General features: G+C 61.5%; 16 protein-coding genes, 1 tRNA gene and 1 pseudogene. 12 read left to right on the top strand and 6 right to left on the bottom strand.

Annotated features, from left to right (window positions below; genetic code table 11):
• Positions 1–188 precede the first annotated feature (188 nt).
• Positions 189–1202 (bottom strand): UDP-glucose 4-epimerase GalE, encoded by a 1014-nt coding sequence (gene galE / locus Uis4E_RS00620; RefSeq protein WP_101621324.1) that lies wholly within the window; start codon positions 1200–1202, stop codon positions 189–191.
• A 216-nt stretch (positions 1203–1418) separates the two neighbouring features.
• Between galE and trmB the strand changes: the two genes are divergently transcribed.
• Positions 1419–2312, top strand: coding sequence for a tRNA (guanosine(46)-N7)-methyltransferase TrmB (gene trmB, locus Uis4E_RS00615; protein ID WP_101621323.1), 894 nt, complete (start codon positions 1419–1421; stop codon positions 2310–2312).
• A gap of 137 nt (positions 2313–2449) precedes the next feature.
• A tRNA-Glu gene (locus Uis4E_RS00610) sits at positions 2450–2521 on the top strand.
• Positions 2522–2683: 162 nt separating this feature from the next.
• Here the strand turns inward: Uis4E_RS00610 and Uis4E_RS12375 are convergent.
• Positions 2684–2941: pseudogene (locus Uis4E_RS12375) on the bottom strand (helix-turn-helix domain-containing protein); the annotation flags it as partial.
• A 470-nt stretch (positions 2942–3411) separates the two neighbouring features.
• On the opposite strand from Uis4E_RS12375, the gene Uis4E_RS11790 reads away from it, so the two are divergent.
• The 8 genes from Uis4E_RS11790 to Uis4E_RS00575 all read left to right on the top strand — a co-directional run bounded on the left by Uis4E_RS11790 (position 3412) and on the right by Uis4E_RS00575 (position 7304).
• Positions 3412–3585, top strand: coding sequence for a hypothetical protein (locus Uis4E_RS11790; RefSeq protein WP_165775776.1), 174 nt, complete (start codon positions 3412–3414; stop codon positions 3583–3585).
• Between the two features lie 41 nt (positions 3586–3626).
• Entirely contained in the window at positions 3627–3782 is a 156-nt protein-coding gene (locus tag Uis4E_RS11785) for a hypothetical protein (protein WP_165784788.1), read from the top strand.
• Entirely contained in the window at positions 3779–4972 is a 1194-nt protein-coding gene (locus Uis4E_RS00595; RefSeq protein ID WP_101621321.1) for a helix-turn-helix domain-containing protein, read from the top strand. The genes Uis4E_RS11785 and Uis4E_RS00595 overlap by 4 nt, the downstream gene beginning before the upstream one ends.
• Positions 4969–5496 (top strand): WhiB family transcriptional regulator, encoded by a 528-nt coding sequence (locus Uis4E_RS00590; RefSeq protein ID WP_094667183.1) that lies wholly within the window; start codon positions 4969–4971, stop codon positions 5494–5496. Before Uis4E_RS00595 ends, Uis4E_RS00590 begins: the two co-directional genes overlap by 4 nt.
• A 43-nt stretch (positions 5497–5539) precedes the next feature.
• Positions 5540–6136, top strand: a complete 597-nt coding sequence (locus tag Uis4E_RS00585) for a ParA family protein (protein ID WP_165784787.1) — start codon at positions 5540–5542, stop codon at positions 6134–6136.
• A gap of 4 nt (positions 6137–6140) precedes the next feature.
• On the top strand, positions 6141–6380 hold the full coding sequence (locus Uis4E_RS12125) for a hypothetical protein (RefSeq protein WP_165784786.1): 240 nt from the start codon (positions 6141–6143) through the stop codon (positions 6378–6380).
• A gap of 130 nt (positions 6381–6510) precedes the next feature.
• Positions 6511–6918 carry a transcriptional regulator gene (locus tag Uis4E_RS00580; protein WP_101621320.1) on the top strand — a complete coding sequence of 136 codons (408 nt, stop codon included), beginning with the start codon at positions 6511–6513 and terminating at the stop codon, positions 6916–6918.
• A 17-nt stretch (positions 6919–6935) separates the two neighbouring features.
• Complete coding sequence (locus tag Uis4E_RS00575; protein ID WP_243394257.1) at positions 6936–7304, top strand: hypothetical protein; 369 nt, start codon at positions 6936–6938, stop codon at positions 7302–7304.
• A 101-nt stretch (positions 7305–7405) separates the two neighbouring features.
• Here the strand turns inward: Uis4E_RS00575 and Uis4E_RS00570 are convergent, their stop codons facing one another.
• Positions 7406–8419 (bottom strand): Abi family protein, encoded by a 1014-nt coding sequence (locus Uis4E_RS00570; RefSeq protein WP_101621319.1) that lies wholly within the window; start codon positions 8417–8419, stop codon positions 7406–7408.
• Positions 8420–8808: 389 nt separating this feature from the next.
• Here Uis4E_RS00570 and Uis4E_RS00565 point away from each other — a divergent pair, with 389 nt between their 5' ends.
• The gene (locus Uis4E_RS00565) at positions 8809–13104 is read left to right on the top strand and encodes an LPXTG cell wall anchor domain-containing protein (protein ID WP_101621318.1); all 4296 of its coding nucleotides are present in this window, start codon (positions 8809–8811) and stop codon (positions 13102–13104) included.
• A 223-nt stretch (positions 13105–13327) separates the two neighbouring features.
• On the opposite strand, the gene Uis4E_RS00560 is transcribed toward Uis4E_RS00565, so the two are convergent.
• The 3 genes from Uis4E_RS00560 to Uis4E_RS00550 all read right to left on the bottom strand — a co-directional run bounded on the left by Uis4E_RS00560 (position 13328) and on the right by Uis4E_RS00550 (position 17426).
• Entirely contained in the window at positions 13328–14536 is a 1209-nt protein-coding gene (locus tag Uis4E_RS00560; RefSeq protein ID WP_165784785.1) for an MFS transporter, read from the bottom strand.
• Between the two features lie 18 nt (positions 14537–14554).
• On the bottom strand, positions 14555–15667 hold the full coding sequence (locus Uis4E_RS00555; RefSeq protein WP_101621316.1) for a HesA/MoeB/ThiF family protein: 1113 nt from the start codon (positions 15665–15667) through the stop codon (positions 14555–14557).
• Between the two features lie 277 nt (positions 15668–15944).
• Positions 15945–17426, bottom strand: coding sequence for a glycoside-pentoside-hexuronide (GPH):cation symporter (locus tag Uis4E_RS00550; RefSeq protein WP_101621315.1), 1482 nt, complete (start codon positions 17424–17426; stop codon positions 15945–15947).
• A gap of 361 nt (positions 17427–17787) precedes the next feature.
• Here Uis4E_RS00550 and lacZ point away from each other — a divergent pair, with 361 nt between their 5' ends.
• Positions 17788–20949, top strand: coding sequence for a beta-galactosidase, LacZ type (gene lacZ, locus Uis4E_RS00545; protein ID WP_101621314.1), 3162 nt, complete (start codon positions 17788–17790; stop codon positions 20947–20949).
• The last annotated feature ends 57 nt before the right edge of the window (positions 20950–21006 follow it).

Raw genomic sequence — 21006 nt, 5'->3', positions numbered from 1 at the left:
CATATCCCACACGACCTTGAGGTGCAGGGCTCCATACATGACGAAGCACGATATGCCGACGAAACGCCCACACCCCACGGGCACCCCGAAACCGAAACGCACGTGGGGCGCCTCCGACGAACGGATGCGCCCCACGGAGCCACAAGGAATCGACCGGCACAGCCGGCCGCCGTCACCGGGCAACGATCTCAGTCGGCCTGCTTCCAGTGCTCGACGTCGATGTGGTGCTCCGGGTTGGCCTGCCATGCACGCCACGCGGATTCGACGATGTCCTCCACGTCGTACTTGGCGTGCCAGCCCATCTCCTCGTTGATACGCTTCGGGGAGCCGATGAGGTGCGGCGGGTCGCCGGCACGACGGCCCTGGACGTGCTCCTGGAACGGAAGGCCGGTGACCTTCTTAAGCTCGTCGACGATCTGGCGCACGGAGGTGCCTTCGCCGGTGCCGACGTTGAAGGCGTCGTACTTGCGCTCGTCGCGGTCGAGGTACTTGAGGGCAGCGAGGTGCGCGTCGGCCAGATCGGAGACGTGGATGTAGTCGCGCACGCAGGTGCCGTCCGGGGTCGGGTAATCGTCGCCGAAGATCAGCGGGGCCTTGCCCTTCTTCAGGCGGTCGAGCAGCATCGGGATGAGGTTGAGGATGGCCGGGTCCTCGAGCTCGACGGGGCCGCAGCCGGCCACGTTGAAGTAACGCAGCGCGCAGAAGCGGATGCCGTAGGTGCCTTCGCAGGCGCGGGCCATCCACTCGCCGAACAGCTTGGTCTGGCCGTACGGGTTGATCGGGAGCATCGGAACGACGTCCTCGGGGACCACGTCGACCGGCGGGACGCCGTAGGTGGCGGCGGNGGAGGAGAAGACGAGCTTCTTCGTCTTCTTGGACTTGGTCATGCCGGTGAGCACGTTGAGCATGCCGCCGATGTTCTGCTGGTAGTACCACAGCGGCTTCTCGACGGACTCGCCGACCTGCTTGCGGGCGGCGAAGTGGATGACGGCGTCGACGTCCTCGGCGTCGAGGATCTCGGCGAGACGCTCGCCGGCGCCCGGCGCGGAGATGTCCATGCCGTAGAGGCGGGAGCCTTCGATGCGGGTGGGCTTGCCGTAGCTCAGATCGTCGACGACGACGACCCTCTCGCCGGCCTCATGCAGAGCGTGGACGACATGGGCGCCGATGTAGCCGCACCCACCAGTGACGAGAACTGTCATATCTGGCCTTTCGATTGCCTTGTAGAGCCTTGCGGCGTGCGGTTCGACTGCGCGAACCACTGTTCGCTTCTGCTCACATTTGTTATATTTTCGAACAATTTGAGTATAACACAGCACACGAGCGAACACACGCGTTTCGTCGAATCGAACCGTTCCAATCGTACGGAATCATGGTGAATAATGGAACAACGGAAGACGACACAGGAAGGACCACACATGACGGACGACATCGCCGCGAACGACGGCATCACCGACGGCGACGCCACGGCCACGAACACGGCGAACGCCACGACGGAGGCGACGCCGCAGGCCGCGGCAGCGCCGGCGCACCCGATGCACCGCGTCCTCTCGTTCGTGCGCCGCTCAGGCCGCCTCGACGCGCGGCTCCAGCGCGCATGGGACCACTACGCCGACGACTACCTGCTCGACATCAACGCAGGCGAAGGCTCGCTCGACGTGCGCGACGGGTTCGCGTTCGACGCAGACTACGTGCGCGACACGTGGGGCAACGCGAATCCGCTCATCATCGAGATCGGCTCCGGCCAAGGCGAGAACATCGTCGCCGCCGCCGAGGCGAGGCCGGACACGAACTTCCTCGCGCTCGAGGTCTACGATCCCGGCGTCGCGCACACGCTGCTGCTCGCCGGCAAGCGCGGACTGAAGAACATCCGCGTGGCGCAGGTGAACGCGCCGGAGCTGTTCAAGGCGGCCGCCGCGTCCGTGGCCGCCGAGGTCTGGACGTTCTTCCCCGACCCGTGGCCGAAGAAGAAGCACCACAAGCGCCGCATCGTGCAGCCGGAACTGGCCGGCGAAGTGCGCCGCGCACTCGCGGACGGCGGCGTGTGGCGCATCGCCACCGACATCGAGGACTACGCGCTGCACGTGCACGAGGTGATGGACGGGCTCGACGGCTGGCGGAACGCGGGCGACGTGACCGTGAGCCTGCCGACCGGCCACGTCGGCAAGGGCAACGCCGACCTCGCGGCCGACATGCCGCACGCCGATTTCGTCGAATCGGCGCGATTCGACGGCCGCGTGCTCACCAACTTCGAGAAGAAGGGCCTCGCAGCCGGCCGCGTGATCCACGACTTCACCTACCGCAAGGCGTGACGCGCGACGGCGTGACGCACGGGAGACGTGACGCACGAGAGGCGTGACGCACAGGAGACGCGACGGCACACGACACTCGACGACACGCCGGATTTGCGCAGCACCGACGACTTGCGTATTGTTATGCAAGTTGTCACGCCCCCATCGTCTAACGGTTAGGACACCAGACTTTCAATCTGACAACGAGAGTTCGACTCTCTCTGGGGGTACTCACCGGCTCCGGGTTCCACGAGGTATCGTGGCCCGGAGCCTTTTGTTTCCAACGGTTTCAGGCCGCCAGCTTGGCCTTCAGTTGCTCGCACAGGAAACCCGGCGGTGGCCACTGCCACCAAAGATGCACCTCCGTCACTGCTCATTCCGCGCATCATCTGCTCGTACATCGACGCATCCAGCAGGGAGAGCGGGGGGACGTTGAAGAATTCCGCCACTGCGGCGATGTCCTGGATGGTCCAGGAAGTCTTGCCGGTCATCTTCGCGGACACGGCGCCCCTCTTCAGCCCCAGTGCCGCGCAAAGTGACTGCTGGGTCATCCCGCGGCCGGTCAGCTGCATGTTGACGTTCCAGATGAATACCCTCTGCAGGTAGTCGCCGAGTCCATTGGATTCGGGCAATGGTTCGATTTTTGCCATATCAAGTCCTTTCAGATTGGAGTTGTCCAATATCGATGGACATAATCCTACAACAATGATTTGCTGCTGTGCAAGTTTCTTGATATATTGTCTATTGTGAATGGACTGACGGCAAAAATAATGGATTCTCCGATGTGTCGCTATATGACGGCGGCGGGTCTGAGCTGCCGAGACCTCGCGAGGGAGATGGGTACGTCCAAATCCTCGGTCGCGGGAAAGGTCAACGGCTCGATACCGTGGCAGCAGTCCGACCTGATCTGGCTGGCCATTCACCGAAACCTGTCCCCTGGGTATGTGCTCGGCATCGACGCCTATCTCACGGATGGCGGGTGGAAACCCGAAACGAGAATCCCCGGACCGACTGGAACCCGGCGCGGGGATTGAACGGCAACAACCATGGAGCCGCGGGCGCGCATATCCGCCAAGATCAGACGCCCGTCGTTCCGATTCCCCGAAGGAGGGTCATCGCCATGACCGATTCTACCAATACCGCCGGCATTCGCCCGGCATCCGTCTTCGAGCCTAATCGCCAGCGCGACGCCGCGCGGCGGACGACGCGGGCCGGCGGCAAAGTCGATCTGCGCATCGCGAAGGCGCATGTGCTGTCCATGCTCGCCCACCCGTCCCGGGGCTCGCGCCGCTGAGGCGCGCGTCCGCGGACCGTTTCCCCGATACCGGCCGAACCATGTGGTGGCTGGTCGTTGCCGCCGTGTGCGTGTCCGGCGGCGTTCTCTCGTATGCGTTGTGCCGCGCCGCCCGTCTGGGCGACGACATCGGCGCGAGGCTGCGCGAACGCCGCGAAGAGGACCCGGAGCATGACGGCGGGAAGGTCGAACGATGAGCAGCAGAGCCGAGAACTGGGCATGGGAGCGCGACGACGTCAAGGGCATCACCAAGTTCGTGCTGGTGTACCTGGCCCGCCGCGCCTACTACGACGATGGCGCCGCCGCGTGGCCGAGCGTGGAGACCATCGCGTTCAACTGCGGGTGCTGTGAGCGCACCGTGATCCGTTCGTTGCAGGAGTTGGAGCGCAAGGGCTACATCAGGCCCGGCGATCAGGAGATGTCGGCGCGCAACCCGCGCACGCGCAAGCCGATCGCCAAGGGACACCGCTCGCGCGTGTGGGACGTCGTCATGGACGGCGACCACGCCGCCGAGAACATCGAGGAGAAGCCCAGGAATCTGGACGCGCTGGCGGAAGGCGACGGAAAATCGAATCCAGACAAGGACAATTTGTCACCCGACGGATTGTCACCCGAACCGAAGGGCGTGGAGCCGAGGACAAATTGTCCCGGAATCTTGGACAGAAAGTCACCCAATAGACAAGTGATAAACAATTCTCCCCTCATCCCCTTCGGGGATGCTCCCCTCAACGCCGAACAAGCCCCCACGAAGACCGAACCCGTTCCGGCGACCGATTGGGGCAAGGCCCTGCCTCCCAGGGGCTGTAGGAACCCGCTATGGGTGCCCGAACCCGGCAAGCTGCCCGAGCCGGTCACGGAACGCGCAGGCCAGGAGGTGCGCGTGCTCGACGGCATCCGCCGGCGCATGCTCGCCGTGGACCAGAGGTTCGATGTTCCGGCGACCATGGCCGACCGCAAGGCCATCCACTCGCTGCTGATCGATCGCCCGTACGGCGAGATCGTCGCGACGATGGACTGGGCGTACCGCAACCGCTACTGGCTTCTCCGGCTCACCAGCGGCGTCAGGTTCGCCGCGAACTACGTGCAGCTGCGACTGGAAATGCTCACCCATCCCGATCCGACGGGCAAGCGGGCGCCAGACGCCCCGCTGCCGGTCGTCAAGGACCCCAACCGGGCGATACCGGTCAGCTCGTCGTCCGCAAGCCGCGTGCCGATCTACGGGGCGGCGCTGCTGCGCACCTCGCTGTGCCAGGAACACATCGAAGGCGCCATCTCGCAGGAGGCGTGCCCGGTATGCGCGTACGACAAACGCAACCACGCCACCCACGACGTCGCCGGGCACCGCAAGACGAAAGCCGTTGCGCCGGCGGAGGCGGTGCGGCCATGAGCGGGGACGGGCAGCGTCTTGAGGCGTGGAAGAAGGCCGGCGAATGCCGCGACTTCCCGCAACCATGGTCCGACTACCTGTGGTCGCTGGAGTTCGAGCACCGTCCCGGCGACGCGAAGGCGTTCCACTCGGTCGCCAAGGCCGTGTGCGAACGATGCCCGGTACGCGCCGAATGCCTGGCCTACGCGGCCAGCGGCGGACTCGAATGGGGCGTGTACGGCGGCAAGGTGTGCACCGACCGGCGCAGGATCGCGCGCATGGCCGAAGCCGACGGCGTCCCCTGCCGGGACCGCGGCCTGCCGTGGCCGCAACGCTGGCGGCTGCTCACGGACTGGATACGCGCCCACCGGAACGTGTTCGACGAAGCCACCGACGAGGCCAGCGCCGAACGCCAGCAACGACGCCTGCGCGCACGGGGCAGGACGGCCGATCGCCCCGCCCCGCATGAGCCGTCAGGCAATCAAACATTCAAACAAGCAGGAATCCAAGCAATCAGACAAGCAGACAATCAGGCGGCCGACTGATCAGGTTCGCGTGATCGCCGGCAGTCGCAAAGGAGAAGAACGAATGCGCATCGCCATAGCCAACGCCAAGGGCGGGGTCGCGAAGACCACGTCCAGCATCTACATCGCCTCGGTCATCGTTTCCAGGGGCGGCAGTGCCGTCGTGTACGACGCGGACCCGCAGTCCAGCGCGAGCCTGTGGGCCGCCGCCGCTGAACAGACCGCGGACCCGCTGACGTTCGACGTGCTTCCGGCCAACCAGGCCACGCTCCGTCAGCTCGCCTCGGGAGCGGACCCGGACGAATGGGCGATCATCGACGCGCCGCCGCAGGGGCCGACCCTGGACATGGCCATCAAGGCCGCCGACTTCGTAATCGTGCCGGCGTCGGACTCGCCCATGGACCTCCAGCAGGCATGGAGCACCCTCGACATGGCCAGGATGAGCACGCCAGCCGCGCTGCTGCTGGTCAAGGCCGAACGCAACACGAAGGCGTTCCGCGACACCATGGACGCCCTCAACGCCATGGACACTCCCCGGTTCGACACGATCGTGCCGAAGGCTCAGTCCTACAAGCGTTCGCTCGGCACCAACCCGCACCAGCTGGGCGAATACCGCGACCTCGTCACCGAACTCCAGCAGATCGCCGGAAAGCAGGAGTGAGACCATGCAGGGCAACTACCAGCCACTGGCACGGCCGGTGCCGTTCGACGACGTGCTGCGCCAGCAGAACAAGACCTCCAAGGCCACGGGCGAACCACTGGTCATGCTCTCATTGCGCATACCCGTGTCGCTCAAGACCCGACTCAAGACCGCGGCCGCCGCGCACGGATTGCCCATGCAGCAGCTCCTGCGCGACGCCATCGAACGCGAGCTCGACCGGCTCGACGGCGACGACGAGCCGTGACCCGTCAGACAATCAAGCAATCAAGCAATCCGACAATCCAGCAAGCAAACAAGCCAACAACCAAACGTTCAGGCAGTCAAACATGCAGACGCGATCCGGCAAGCCGGCGCGTCTGCGGAAAGGAGACACTATGGACTATTCGATGGAGGTCTCCGTGCTCGGCGACCGGATCAGCATCGGCGAGGAGGCGCACGTCATCACCCTCGGCGTGAACACGGGATTCCCCGCGGGCTCCACGGCGGGACTGGCGTACACGCTCTCGCCATTGCAGGCCCGCGTGTTCGGCGCGCAGATGCGCGCGGCCGCGGACTCCGCGGAGGGGCATCCGGGCATGCCATCCAACGAGGAGGTGAACGCGGCGGCGAAGGTGTTCTGCGGCGGCGTGTGGAACGGGTTCGATCCCGCCAGCATGATGCCGACCGAACAGTTCGACCGGTTCTGGGGCGACGGCGAGGGACACCAGCTCTACCTGGAGATCGCGCGCCACGCGCTCATCGCCGCCCGCATGTCCATCCTCGCCGGGCAAAACGAAAGCTGACAAGCAGACAAGCCCGCATGCAGGCAATCAAACAATCAAACTTGACTGCATGCAGTCAATCGGACATGCAAGCAATCAAGCAAGCCAACAATCGGGAAAGCAAACAATCCAACAATCAGGAACGGAGTAGAACCATGAACGACAACCATAACGAAGACGAAGAGATCTTCGACGGCACGAGCGAGGATTCCGCGCTCGAAGACCAGATGAGCGCGCATATCGCTGCCATCGCCGCCAGCGGCATCGCCGCCGAAGCCGAAGCCCTGGCCAACCGACAAGCCGACATGGCGGCCAAGGAACGCCACGAAACCAGACTGGCGCTCCTTGCCGCCGTCACCGTCATCGCAGGTCTTATGGCCTATGTAATCACTCGCATCGTCAAATAAAGACGATGTTTCTGTCGCCTATCATTTCAGGGACGGGTAATTCCTTGAATCCACGTCCCTGAAAGGCGCGCGTTTCCCATTTATGCAATTAGGATGCCCCGTCAATGAACTGAGCCATCGACTCGCCACAGCGGCGACACCCTCCATCCGTCAGGGAATCCCATGTCAGACTTTGGAATCTGAGGGTACCTGTCCATGAGGGAGATGAATTTCTCTGTCCATGCGGGTCCGTCGATCTGGGATGTCAGGTGGTTCTCCATGGTGAGGAATGCAGCGGGGCCGGAGGACTTACGGAAGATATCCCAATCGTTGCCCCACCAACCCTTTGCATGGGATCCGCTGCGATGCTTCGGCAGTTTCGGCGCTATGCGGGTGCTGGTTTCGTTCCAGAAGCGATCGTGGTGCGCGGTCATGTTCCGGGCCTGCCGGATAGTCTCAAGCCAATTGGAGAGGATTTTGGCGTCGCCGCGTACGGCGGGATTCGGGTTGGGGTTGAAGATATGCAGCCTGGTGGCCAGCTTTCTCTTGATATGGTCTGGCGCTCCTTGGTAGAAGTTCTCCTTGAGTGTTCCGTAGCTCAGGCATCCGACGATCATCCAATACGGAGGCAGCGGATCGCTGTAGGTACTCCGAAAATGCCTGAGGTACGGAAGATTTGATTTGGTGAATGTCGAACGCAACGAGGAAAGGCAAGCCAGATGGTCGTCATAGCTCAACCCCGGGAGTCCTTCCCGTGTCATGTAGCCGAATTCGCCGCCGAATACCGATAGTTCATGGGCGAGGAAGCTCTTGAGATAGATCTCGATGGTGACGATGCCGTCGAATACCAGCATCCGCAGTTCCTGATCGAACAGGTATCTATCCCAGATATCCTTGAATTGCACATCTTGACGGAAGGGCAATGAGCGCTTCGCCGACTGCTCCGATACCGGGGTGAGGAACGGATACCAGTACCCTTTCAGCCGGAAGTATCCCACTTGCTCGATTCGGCGCTCAAGCAGCTCACGACTTATTCCGGACAAACCGTTGTCAATAAGCTTGGCCGATAAATCATCCAATGATTTCGGCGGATGCTGCGGATAGGGGCGGAGCTGTGGAGTATCATTCTCGTCCATCGTTCCTCCGATAAGAAAAATGCCACCCTAGTGTGCTTCAGTGAGAGGCAATGGTGGCTTTTAACATCGCTAATTGTAGCGAATATATCGCCTTTCGTAAAGATACAGAACACTCCATACATCTAGTATCCAAAGCAGAGCGATGCACTAAATGTAGTATTCGCGTCATGTTTCATCCGTGAACGGGTTGCCAATCTTCGTCACATGTCCGCCGCAGCGTCGCTCGATGCGGGGCGATGCTGATGGTGCGTTCGGGGTCCGGCGGCCGGCCGTCGGACTTGCGGGCGTGCTTTTCTTCCAGGGACCCGGGAGGAGGCGGGTTCTGGAGTCCCCGTCTCCTCCCTTTCCCGGAGAGGGGCGCTTCTGTCGTATGTGGGAAAGGATTTCGTATGAGGTTCGGGAAGAAGGGCGCCGGCGTGGTGGCGTCGATCACCGCCGCCGCGGCGTTGCTGGCCTGCCTGGTTCCGGTCGCGTTGGCCGATAACGGTGGCGGCGGTTCCGGCGAGGACGGTGGCGGTTCGGGCGGCGGTCCGACGCAGACGGCCGATGTGCATTGGATCTACAAGGATTCGTGGCCGGCCACGCTGGATGGCATGAAGACGGCGTTGAGTGACGCGAAGGTGCGTCTGTCGTCCGATCTGGCAAACGGGCAGAACCAGTTCGTGAACATGAACAAGACTTTGAGCGACGCGATCGATGAGTGCCAACGCTCCTATACGGGTGACGGGAACGCGGATTGCCGTCTGGTGGCTGTGGGCTATGTGCGATTGGCGGATGGTTCGTTCAACGGCAGCTATGTGAGCTCGAACGCGAAGAACCGTTGGGAGGCACAGTGGAAGGCCGAGGCGAAGGGCGACTACACGTATCAGGGTCAGAAGTATTCGACCTCGACCACGTGGAAGGACAAGCTCGGCACGCGCAGCGTTGACTCACTGGCGCAGGAGTCGATTAACTCCAACCCGAACGCCTCGTTCCGCGTGATCGTGCTGGCGCAGAACCAGCCGCCGGTCGATTACAAGCTGAACGTGACCACCAGCCACAAGCAGAAGACCGACATGCAGGTCGGCTCCACCGACCCAATCGGCGACGTCATCCATGCAGACAATGGCGGTTCCGCGATCAAGGAGACGTTGAACGGCACCGCGATCATCCATTACGAGAACGGCCCCTACCTGCCCGCGAAGAGCGTGAGCAAGCCGATCAGCTTCTCCAGCAATGGGGACACCCAGCTCGACAATCTCGCCTCGCCGAAGGATTTCGGCATGAAATACTGGGCCGAGGGCTCGTACTGGATCGACATTCAGGTGCCCAAGCAGGGCCGCATGCAGGCGGCCGTGGACACCGCGGACCGCGACCCGGCCGAATCCTGGAAGGTGAGCTCGGTGCCGCCCGAACCCCCGGTCAAGAAAATCGAGGACGGCGTGAGCGCCGACCGGATGACGAACCGCACCACCATCACGTACGGCACCGGCCGCGGCGGCTACGAGATACGTTTCCGCGACGTGATCGAACCCAACGGCGTCGAATACTCCGTGGACAACTACAGGCTCATCGACAGGACCGACGGCAACCGCGACGTTTCCGGCGAGTTCGAGATCAACTGGGACAAGGCATCGAACACGGTGTCAGCCGCGCGTTCGGCGGACAAGGGCGAGATGCCCATGGACCATGTCTACGAATTCAGCTTCGACATGACCGTGTCGAAGCCCTCCGACTTCCAGCAGGTCAGGGACCATGCGTGGGGCAAGTGGAACCACGAGCCCGAGGCCGACGCCGGAACGAAACAGTTCGATACGTGGCGGCCGAATCCCGACAAGAGCTGGATCCGCCTGAACGCGAAGGGCCAATGGGAGGCGGTCATCGACCCGAAGGAGACCAACCAGACCGGCGCCGACGATATGACGCTTCTGGACGGGGACCGGGTCGCCTCGGTGGTCAACGGCACCATCGCCAAAAACCTCATCCAAGCCCCGGAGGCTCTGACGCTCACGGACGACTGGTCGGCCGCCGACTACCTGTTCGACGCCGACGACAAGTCGAAGATCAAGGTGTACGAGGCCGATGCCGGCACCGATCGCGAGTCCAGCGTCACCGACATCGCCAACCACGGCAGGGACGTCACCGGCCAGTGGACGATCACGATGGAAGGCACCACGGTGACCGCCACCGCAGGCCAGGCCTACCGCGAGGGATTGAAGGGGCTGAAGACCGCGAAGCAGGTCACGCTGCTCATTCCCGGCAAGGCGTCCTATGCCAACGGCAAGGGCGCGGGCCAGGTGCGCGACGACTTCGGCAAGCAGTCGAGCGACGAACTGTCGTTCTGCACCACGCCGGATGGCAAGGCGCTGACGAACAAGGGATCCCAGACCGTCAACACGCACACCATCCCCACGAACGAACCGAAGATCTGCGGCTACATACCGCCCGTCGTCAAGGACGTGGTCGGCGAATCCTCGCAGGGAGGCGACCAGGCGTCCGTGGACGGCAGGGTCGTCTACCCGGGCCAGCGCGTGGAATACCGTCTGGAGACACAGCCCCACCTGCCCGGCAATCTCGCGTACTCCGTCAGCGAGGTGGCGGTCACCGACACCTACGACGAGCATCTTGAAGTGGACAAGCAGACCCTGGAGGTCACCGACCTGTCCACCGGCAAGTTCATCCCGAAAACCGAGTACGAGACCCAGTGGAACGACGGACAGCACGCGGTGCGCCTCGTGTTCTCCGACGGATACGTGAAGACCAACTGGCGCAACGGCGCGAACCCGCGCATCATCGTCCGCTTCGAGGGCACGGTCGCCAAGGACGCGCCCACGGACACCAAGATCGGCAACCAGTGGGCATTGACACTGAACAACATGGTCACCCCGAGCAACAGGGTGTGGAACGAGCCGCCCGACTTCACGCCGGTGAAGAAAGACACCCAGGCCGACCCGTCCATCAGCATCGACGGCAAGACCGCGCTGCTGGGCGACCGGATCTACTACCGCGTGACCATCGACGCCAAGCAGACCAACCAGGCCTACAAGGTCTGGAGGCTCGGCATGACCGATGACTGGGACGACGAATATCTCTCCCTTGACGACAAGCGCATCGAGGTCACCGACACCGCGACCGGCAAGGATGTGACCGCGAAGTTCAACATCGCGGCGATCGACGGCGTCGCCTACGTGTACGCCAAGACCGCGGACACGAAGGTGCCGGCCACCGGCGAGACCATCAAGGGCGACCCCCAGCCCAAGAACCTCAAGGAATACGCCGAAAAGAAGGACCACGACCCGTTGAAGGAGCCGGCCATCGACCAGTCGATGCTGGGCACGAGCTATGAGGTGAGCCTGCCGATGACCGTCATCAAGGTCACCGACGGACATATCGTGAAGAACAAGGCCACGCAGGTCGTCAACGACACCCGCAAGGACACCAACGAGGTCGCCAACCCCCTCAAACCCGTCAACCCGTCCAAGGACGTGGTCGTGAAGGTGGACGGCGAATCCATCGACAAGCGGAGCGTGTACCTCAACAGCCTGTTCCTCTACCGTCTCGACAGCTCCGTGCTGCCCGCTCACCGTGCCTACCAGAAGGTCACCGACTGGAGCATCACCGACCCGCTCGACACCGAGCACGACCAGTACACCGGCCAATGGGCCGTGTACGCCATGCGCGACCTGACCGAACAGGGCAAGGTGATCGCCCATAAAGGCGTGAAGATCGCCGGCAGCGGCTTCGACGCCGGCGCATACGGCGGCGAACTGTTCACCCTCGCGCAGGACGACAAGGGCGTGATCACCGTCGCCGCGACCCAGCGCATGCTCGACCTCGTCAGCGGCGACGACGAAAGCGAGCAGGCATGGACCGCGTTCATCCAGTGCAAGCGCGTCAAGACCGGAGAACACATCGCCAACCGGTTCGACGAAACCCTCAACGGCACCAAACGGCCTTCCAACCAGGTCGAGACGCACACGCCCGACATGACACCGAGCCTGAAGATCGAGAAATGGGACGAGGCCTCCGGCTGGCCGGCCGGCGACCGCGATCAGGTCAAGGACGCGCTGGCCATGCAGGGCGACACGCGCATCGTGTTCACCATCACCAACACCAGCACCACCGACCCTGACACCAAGCAGGGCGCATGGTACCGCACCAAGGACCTGAATCTCAAGGACCAACTGGTCGCCGGCGACGGCCGGGTGACCGATCTCGAATACCCCGCCGATTGGGACAGCCGCATCCTCAAGCCCGGTGAGAGCGTCGAGGTCAAGGGCGTCCTCAAGGGCGTGACCGACCATCACACCGACCGCGCCACGGTCACCGGCACGCCTCTGATCGAATGCGTCGTCTCCGACCCGGATCCGTTCGACGGCAAGGACGAGACGTCCGCACCCGATGACGCGGTCACGATCGACGGCAGGCTCGTCTGCCCCGATACCGAGGTGGTCAGCAACACCGACGACTGGAACGGCTACCGGACCGGGCTCGCCCACACCGGCGCCGCCATCCAGGGCGTGATCGCCGCGGCGATCACGCTGCTCGCCGTCGGCGTGGGACTGGTCGCCGCCCGCAGGTTCAGGCGCGGGAACAACGCCGGCGGCCGCCACTCCGGCACGATGCAAACCGTCGATGCCGAGAACGCCGACGCGGATGCCGTCGAAACCGCCAATCCGGTTCCCGGCGGGCAATCCGTGGTCTGACCGAAGCGGCAGGGACCGCTCTCTGCCGCGATGATTCTTCCGGCCGGACGACAATCTGGCCGGAACCCCGCCGGTTCTCTTCCTTCTTCTCTCCCCGGCGGAAATTTGTGGGGCTGCACTCGTCAGAGTGCAGCCCCACTTTTATACCCGTTGAAGGATTGATGGTTTCTTTATGCGAACGAACCGTTCGAATTAACATTTATTCACTATGCACGCAAACACTCTACAAAGTGGTCGTATCCCAGAATTTCGTTTGCGGAATGGATCTAAGTGGTTTTCCTAGAGTGATCAGCATAGATACCGCAGAACATGTGACACAAAGAATTACCACTCCGGTAAAACCGGACGGCGATTCCAATATCCAACCAACGAGCGCCGGTGTAAATGAACTGAAAACGGACAATACGGTCTCCATTACCGAATCCGCCCGCCCTTGCATATTATTCGGAGTATGCCCGTACAGGAAGCCGAGGAGTGAAGAATTACAAGCTGGAAACAGGAAACCTCCCAATGAAACGCATGCAAGAATAACATAATAGTTATCCGTGAAAATCATCGGGACAAGGGAAATTCCAAATAAGACTACCGTTAAGGTTGCAATCAATCCAGGAGATAGCGTTTCGGTGATTTTCATCGCACACAATGATCCTAGGAGCATCACTATTCCCATAACGCCGTCAATTAGACCTATCAGAATCGGATCCGTTCCTCTTGCCGCCAGCATAAGCTGTGTGCCAATAATAATTCCGGTACAAGCTATGTTGCAAACTGCACCAAAGGCCAGATAACTACGAAAACGGGAGCTGGACATCACCCATACGAACCCATTTTTCAAACTTTCAATAAATGACTCATCCTCATTATCTTCCACAGAAACTGTTGGGTTTGAAAGCTTCTTCGCTGAGATAGCACTGATAATATGCATGACTCCACATGCAGCAAAAGGACCCCAAGGAGAAAGTCTGTAGAAGAAACCGCCAACGGCTCCTGACAGGATTCCAACGCAGGATTCGCGAGTTTCGCGTATTGCCTGGGATTTTGCGAAAAGTTTAACAGGAACAATGGATTTCAGTATCGCATTATTTGATGGACACAACAATCCGGAGTTCAATGCAAAGAAAATGACAATTCCAATAAACATCCATGTGGATATCTGATTTCCGACACAGATCAAAATGACGGCAATGACAGAGAGAGACGCACCTATGACTCCGAGAAGCATCATCATTCGCCGTCGATTACGACGATCGGCAATAGCGCCGCCAATTGGTGTGGCAATCATAGTCGTGACCGACACCAATGTGACTACGATGCCAGATATGAACTCTGACTTCGTCATGGAGATTATCACCAAAGGTATGGCAAAGAGCCGTAGACTCGTTGCAACCACATCGGTGGTATCTGAAATGAACCAATGACGATAATCCGGCATTTTCCATAATGAGTTCATTTATCCACGCGCTTTCGCTATGTGTGCATGATGGCAATCTTGTGGAACATCGATTACATAGGAGTCGAAATAGTTATACATGTTGACATGTATTATCCGTCCGACACTCTGCGGGGAAAGGTCAAGAAGATATCGGATTCCCTCATATGCAGATAATGCCGCGGATATTTGTGCAATGGGCCCAAAAACAGGGTTCACGTCCCTTTGGAAATGCATATACGCAGATGAACGATGCTTCAATTCCAGTTTTTTCGTCACTGATTCAATCAGACACCTGAAACAACCGGTCTTACAGGGGACATATATGCCACATTGAACGATCGGACCATTATAACTGCAAGATATCCATGGAATATTCGTATACAGTGCAGCGTTATTAGCCCATTCCGTAATTTCTTCCGGAGAATCAGCGCAGCAGAAAAAGAAATCCATTCCGTCTATCAGTTTCATAATATCATTGTTGCCTCGGATATGTTGCTGAACGCCATCAACTTCAACATTATGGTTAAGATGAAGCAGTTTATTCTTTACAACATCCACCTTGAGTGCGCCAATATCCTCTTCATCAAACAGCATTTGACGGCTTAAATTGGATAGTTCGACGGTATCATAATCAACAATTCGAATATGTCCAACCCCTGATGCCGCTAAGTGGTAAGCTACGCCGCTTCCGATTCCGCCTAGCCCAAGAACAGCTACCCTCTTCTGTTTGAGCAGTTCTTGCAAATGCCAGTTTCCGCAGATTTCGCCTTGGTTGATCCAGGAGAGATAGCGGCTACTCCTCGAATATCTTTGTTTCTCTTCATCGCTTAAGGTTGTCGGTTCCTCTACGGTTTCGAGGTGTCCCATTCTTTCAATTTCACGGATTATATTCAGGGATTGCGTTCTGGTATAATGAGTCAGATTGGCGAGACGTTCGACGGCATCGTCCAGGTCATATTCACCATTAAGGACTTGGTTAATGACTGCTGCGATTTCATTATCTGGATCAGGGAATTGATGAGCTAATCCCGATGTCATCGACCCGATAATGGATGTTTTCGAATCGAGCGGTAGAACTTCATGACCGCTTCTTATTTTTATCTTCATTTTCTCGCCTTCTATTTTCTTCAAATAAGAACGGCGGGCTCCTTTGATAAGGAGCCCGCCATAATCCTTTTATCAGCCGCCACCAACGCGGTATGCGGTGCAGATATCGGGATCGTTTACTTCGGAAATCATGAACGCTTCATCCTGCATGATTCACCTCCTCGTGAAAGCCGAAATGCGCGGTGCATTTCTTGGTACAGAAGATACCGCAGGATAACCGGTGCGGATGTTCGGGAGGAGGGGATTGTCATCTAAAGATGACAATCCCCTCCTCCCGAACATCCGCACCCTCAGCTCGGCCCTACTGCTTGTTGGTTTCCTCGGAGGCGAGTCGTTCTTCGAGCTGTTCGACGATGTGGTCGTGCATGTTCTCGTCGATCTTGACGGTCAGGAGGAAGACGACGAGGCTGGCGACGATGCCTGCGAGCGGCAGGTAGTAGGCGCAGGTCTTGAACGTGCGGATGTTCGCGGCGGTCATGTCGGCGGCGGTGGCGTTGCCGACCATGCCGGCGGCGACGGCCACGAAGCCCACGATGCCGTTGGACAGCGCGCCGGCGATCTTGTCGAGCATCGGGCGCACGGAGAGGGTGACGGCCTCGTTGCGCTTGCCGGTCTTGAGCTGTCCGTATTCGATGGAGTCGGTCATGCTCAGGATGGCGGTCATCTGGATGGTCTGCGCGGGCAGGTAGAAGAGGACGAGCGCGACGATGACGACGGGCAGGTTCATGGGCGCGATGATGAACAGCGTGTAGCCGGCGATCATGAACGCCATGCCGGCGGTGTACAGCCAGCGGCGCGGGATGCGGCGGTTGAGCACCGGGTAGAGGGGCGTGGTGACCAGTCCGGTGATGACCGGGATGACGCCGGCGATGGAGAAGCTGTCCGGCGCGCCGAGCACGTATTTGAACTGGTAGAAGAGCACGCCGGTGGTGGCGACGTTGGCCACGGAGTACAGCAGGTAGCTCAGGGCGACCCACAGGAGCTGGTCGTTCTGGGCGATGGCCTTGAACGCCTCGATGGGGTTGCCGTTGGCCTCGGCCTTGGCGCGCAGCTCGCCCTGGTTCTCGCGGGTGCCGAACGCGACGCTCCACGCGGTCAGCAGGCCGAGCACGGCGATGATGATGGCGAACGCGGCCCAGCCGGTGCGGCCCTGCTCCCATTGGCCGGTGAACTTCCAGGTGAACCAGCTGACGACGGGCACGACGATGACGGTGACGCCGTTGTAGCCGATGGATCCGGTGAACGCGCCGAGCGCGGTGTACGTGCTGCGTTCGTGCGAGTCGGAGGAGATCGCGGGGATCATGCCCCAGTAGGAGATGTCGCGCAGCGAGTAGATCACGTCCAGCAGGATGAACACGATGACGAACAGGACCATGAACACGCCGGTGTTCACGTCCACGAGGCCGAACAGGCCGGTGAACACCATGATCAGCAGGATGCCGGGCACGAGGCCGCCGATGAACTGCCAGGGGCGGAACCGGCCCCAGCGGGTGTTCGTGTTGTCCACGAGGTTGCCGAGCAGCGGGTCGAGGAAGATCTCCGCGATGCGGATGACCACCACGAGTCCGGTGATCACCGCGATGAGGCGCGCGGCCAGCGTCTTGTCCACGTCGATGAACAGCGCGGTGGTCACGAACGTGATGAAGAACGTGCTCATCGTGTTGTAGAACGCGGCCTGTCCCAGATTTCCGAACGCGTATGCGATCTTCTGGCCCATGTTCCTCGCGGGCGCTGCCTGCGGTTGTCCGGGCGTCGCCGTGCGCTGTGTGGTGGATCCGCTCATGGTGTGGTGGCCTCCTTGCGACCTGTAAAGAATCCGTGCGCGGGAACAGCTCCGATCCCGCAAGACGCGAGTATAGGACTTTCTCGAAAAAGTAAAAAACTTTACCGCGTGTCGCAAGCAATGCCAACGAATTGCGTTCGTCGATTCGACGCAACGCGCGGGCAAAAGACATCGCAGTAGTCGAATTATCGTTGCAATCAATGGATTTGCATAGGTCCTCGCAGTCACCGTCGAGGCATGCGCAAGAAGTTGCGTAAATTAGTAAATATCTTTATCATCGTTGTGCAAGGAGTCACATTCGAAGGCTCCCGCACTGCGGCGGCAACGACGCGACGCAATCCGATGCGAAAGCGAGGACATCATGAACACAACCGACGATCAGCGGAAGAACGGCGATCCGATCGTCTCCCCGTCCATGCCGACGACGGCATGGCTCGCCGACCCGCGCGTGTACGCGGTCCACCGGCTCGACGCCCATTCCGACCATGCGTGCTGGTCGCACGCCCCCTCCGGCGGCGAGGGCACGGATCTCACGCAGAGCCTTGACGGCGAATGGCGGGTCCGCGTCGAGACGGCGCCGGCGAACAGCTTCCCCGACGGGACGAGCGACGGGCCGGATTGGATCAGCGACGTGTCGCCGCTGTTCGCCGCGCCGGGCTTCGACGACTCGTCGTTCCCCCGCGTGCGGGTGCCCTCACATCTGGAGACCGCGGGACTGCTCGACCCGCAGTATGTGAACGTGCAGTACCCGTGGGACGGCCACGAGGACCCAAAGGCCCCGGCCATCCCCGAGCATGGCCATGTGGCGGTCTACCGACGCAAGTTCGCCGCGGAGGGCGCGGTCGCCCAGGCCATCCGCGAGGGCCGCACGGTGACGCTCACCTTCCAGGGCGCGGCCACCGCCATCTACGTGTGGCTCAACGGCGCGTTCGTCGGCTACGCCGAGGATTCCTTCACGCCCAGCGAGTTCGACGTGACGGACGTCGTCAGGAAGGACGGCAACGTGCTGGCGGTCGCCTGCTACGAGTATTCGAGCGCGAGCTGGCTGGAGGACCAGGACTTCTGGCGGCTGCACGGCCTGTTCCGCTCCGTCGAGCTCAACGCGAGACCAGCCGCCCACGTCTCCGACATCCACGCCGAAGCCGATTGGGAGCCTGCCACGTCAATCGGATCGCTCTCGCTGGACGTGCTGATCGACGGCGCCACGAACGCCGCGACGGCCGACCTCGCGCTGCGAGACAAGAACGGCACCATCGTCTGGCGCACCGCCACGGAAGCGGCCGGAACGCTGCACGCCGAAGCCGAGATCGACGACGCCGCCCCCTGGAGCGCCGAACGCCCGGACCTGTACGAACTGTCCGTCACCCTGCTCGACGCGGGTGGCAAGGTTCTGGAGACCGCGCGCACCCGCATCGGCTTCCGGCATGTGGCCATCGAGGACGGCGTCCTCAAGCTCAACGGCAAGCGCCTCGTGTTCCGCGGCGTGGACCGCCACGAGTTCGACTGCCGGCGCGGCCGTGCCGTCACCGAAGAGGACATGCTGTGGGACATCCGCTTCATGAAGCGCCACAACATCAACGCGGTGCGCACCTCGCACTACCCGAACCAGTCACGCTGGTACGAGCTGTGCGACGAATACGGCATCTATCTGATCGACGAGACCAACCTGGAGACCCACGGCAGCTGGAACAGCCCCGGCGACATCCCCGTGGGCACCTCCGTTCCCGGTGACGACGAGGCCTGGCTGGGCGCATGCATCGACCGACTGGACAGCATGATCATGCGTGACCGCAACCATCCCAGCGTACTCGTCTGGTCGCTGGGCAACGAATCCTACGCGGGCGAAGTCCTCAAGGCCATGAGCATGCACGCGCATCGGCTCGACCCGGGCCGTCCCGTCCACTACGAAGGCGTCAATTGGAACCACGCCTATGATGGGATCAGCGATTTCGAAAGCCGTATGTACGCCAAGCCGGACGAGATCCGCGACTGGCTCGAACACGGCGACGAGCGTGGCGCTGCGAACAAGCCGTTCGTCAGCTGCGAGTACATGCACGCCATGGGCAACTCGTGCGGCGGCCTGAGCGAGTTCATCGACCTCGAACAGTACGAGCGCTACTCCGGCGGGTTCATCTGGGACTACATCGACCAGGGGCTCGTCCAGCGCCTGCCCGACGGGAGCGAACGACTCAGCGTCGGCGGAGAATGGGGCGACCGGCCGACCGACTACGAATTCGTGGGCAACGGCATCGTGTTCGCCGACCGCACGCCCAGCCCCAAGGCGCAGGAGGTCAAGCAGCTGTATTCGCCGATCAAGCTCACCCCCGACGGGCACGGCGTGACCATCGAGAACCGCAACCTGTTCATCGGCACCGACAGCTACGTGTTCGCCGCACGGCTCCTCGAAGACGGGCGCGAGATCTGGCACGCCGACTACCGGTTCGACGTGGCCGCCGGAGACACCCAACGCCATGACATCGCCTTCCCGGACATCGACACGGACGGGAATACGCGCGAGGTCACCTACGAGGTCGATCTCCTGCTCGCCGAAGCCACCGCATGGGCGCCGGCCGGCTACGAGCTCGCGTTCGGCCAGCTTACCGGCACCCTCAACCCCGAACGGGACATCACCGAGACCGATTATGACGACGACGGCCGCGCGACGGTCACGCTCGGCCGGTGGAACGCGGGCATCCGCCGCGACGACGAGGAAATCCTCCTATCGCGCACCCAGGGAGGCATCGTCTCCTGGACGCGGGACGGACGGGAAATGGTCATCCGTCGCCCTGAACTCGTCACCTTCCGCTCCCTGACCGACAACGACCGCGGTAACCGTTCCGGATTCGACCGTGCAGCATGGTTCGCGGCCGGCCGCTACGCCATCGTGACCGATACGAGCATCACGCAATCCGACGACGGAGGACTCACGGCCGAATACCGGTACGAGCTCGCCGACCCGGGCCACACGCCCGTGACGGTCGCCTACCGCATCACGTCCGACATGCGCATGCGACTGACCGTCGAATACCCCGGCGGTGTCACCAACGCCGCCAGCCTGCCCGCGTTCGGTGTCGAATGGGAACTGCCCGGCGAATACACGCAGCTGCGCTACTACGGACCCGGCCCCGAGGAAACCTACCGCGACCGCAAGCAGGGCGGCAAGCTCGGCATCTGGGACACCACCTCAGAGGCGAGCATGGCGCCGTATCTCATGGTGCAGGAAACCGGAAGCCACGAGGACGTCCGCTGGCTCGAAGCCACCGACATCCAAGGCCACGGATTGCGCGTCAGCCAGCGCGGCGACCGTCACTTCACGGCCAGCCTGCTGCCATGGAACACCTACATGATCGAAGCCGCGCGCCGCCATGAGGACCTGCCCGCCCCGCGCCACAACTACCTGCGTCTGCTCGCGGCGCAGATGGGCGTCGGCGGAGACGACTCCTGGGGAGCCCCCGTCCACACGGCCTACCAGCTGCCCGCAGGCAGGCCGCTCACCCTCGACGTGAACCTCGAACTCATCTGACCAGCAACGGGCGGCGGCATGCACCACCATGCCGCCGCCCGTGCATATTCCCCAAAA

Origin of the sequence: Bifidobacterium parmae (assembly GCF_002860365.1) — a bacterium.
Lineage (GTDB): Bacteria > Actinomycetota > Actinomycetes > Actinomycetales > Bifidobacteriaceae > Bifidobacterium > Bifidobacterium parmae.
The sequence above is the reverse complement of the archived record's forward strand: the minus strand, read 5'-3'. Positions and strand labels throughout refer to the sequence as shown.

What these genes read in the sequence shown, in the direction of transcription:
- Uis4E_RS00595 (WP_101621321.1), top strand. Translation starts at nt 3,779, where the DNA reads ATGAGCAGCAGAGCCGAGAACTGGGCATGGGAGCGCGACGACGTCAAG.
- Uis4E_RS00575 (WP_243394257.1), top strand. Translation starts at nt 6,936, where the DNA reads ATGCAGGCAATCAAACAATCAAACTTGACTGCATGCAGTCAATCGGAC.
- lacZ (WP_101621314.1), top strand. Translation starts at nt 17,788, where the DNA reads ATGAACACAACCGACGATCAGCGGAAGAACGGCGATCCGATCGTCTCC.
- Uis4E_RS00590 (WP_094667183.1), top strand. Translation starts at nt 4,969, where the DNA reads ATGAGCGGGGACGGGCAGCGTCTTGAGGCGTGGAAGAAGGCCGGCGAA.
- Uis4E_RS00580 (WP_101621320.1), top strand. Translation starts at nt 6,511, where the DNA reads ATGGACTATTCGATGGAGGTCTCCGTGCTCGGCGACCGGATCAGCATC.
- Uis4E_RS00550 (WP_101621315.1), bottom strand. Translation starts at nt 17,426, where the DNA reads ATGAGCGGATCCACCACACAGCGCACGGCGACGCCCGGACAACCGCAG.
- Uis4E_RS11785 (WP_165784788.1), top strand. Translation starts at nt 3,627, where the DNA reads ATGTGGTGGCTGGTCGTTGCCGCCGTGTGCGTGTCCGGCGGCGTTCTC.
- Uis4E_RS00560 (WP_165784785.1), bottom strand. Translation starts at nt 14,536, where the DNA reads ATGCCGGATTATCGTCATTGGTTCATTTCAGATACCACCGATGTGGTT.
- Uis4E_RS11790 (WP_165775776.1), top strand. Translation starts at nt 3,412, where the DNA reads ATGACCGATTCTACCAATACCGCCGGCATTCGCCCGGCATCCGTCTTC.
- Uis4E_RS00570 (WP_101621319.1), bottom strand. Translation starts at nt 8,419, where the DNA reads ATGGACGAGAATGATACTCCACAGCTCCGCCCCTATCCGCAGCATCCG.
- Uis4E_RS00585 (WP_165784787.1), top strand. Translation starts at nt 5,540, where the DNA reads ATGCGCATCGCCATAGCCAACGCCAAGGGCGGGGTCGCGAAGACCACG.
- trmB (WP_101621323.1), top strand. Translation starts at nt 1,419, where the DNA reads ATGACGGACGACATCGCCGCGAACGACGGCATCACCGACGGCGACGCC.
- Uis4E_RS00565 (WP_101621318.1), top strand. Translation starts at nt 8,809, where the DNA reads ATGAGGTTCGGGAAGAAGGGCGCCGGCGTGGTGGCGTCGATCACCGCC.
- Uis4E_RS12125 (WP_165784786.1), top strand. Translation starts at nt 6,141, where the DNA reads ATGCAGGGCAACTACCAGCCACTGGCACGGCCGGTGCCGTTCGACGAC.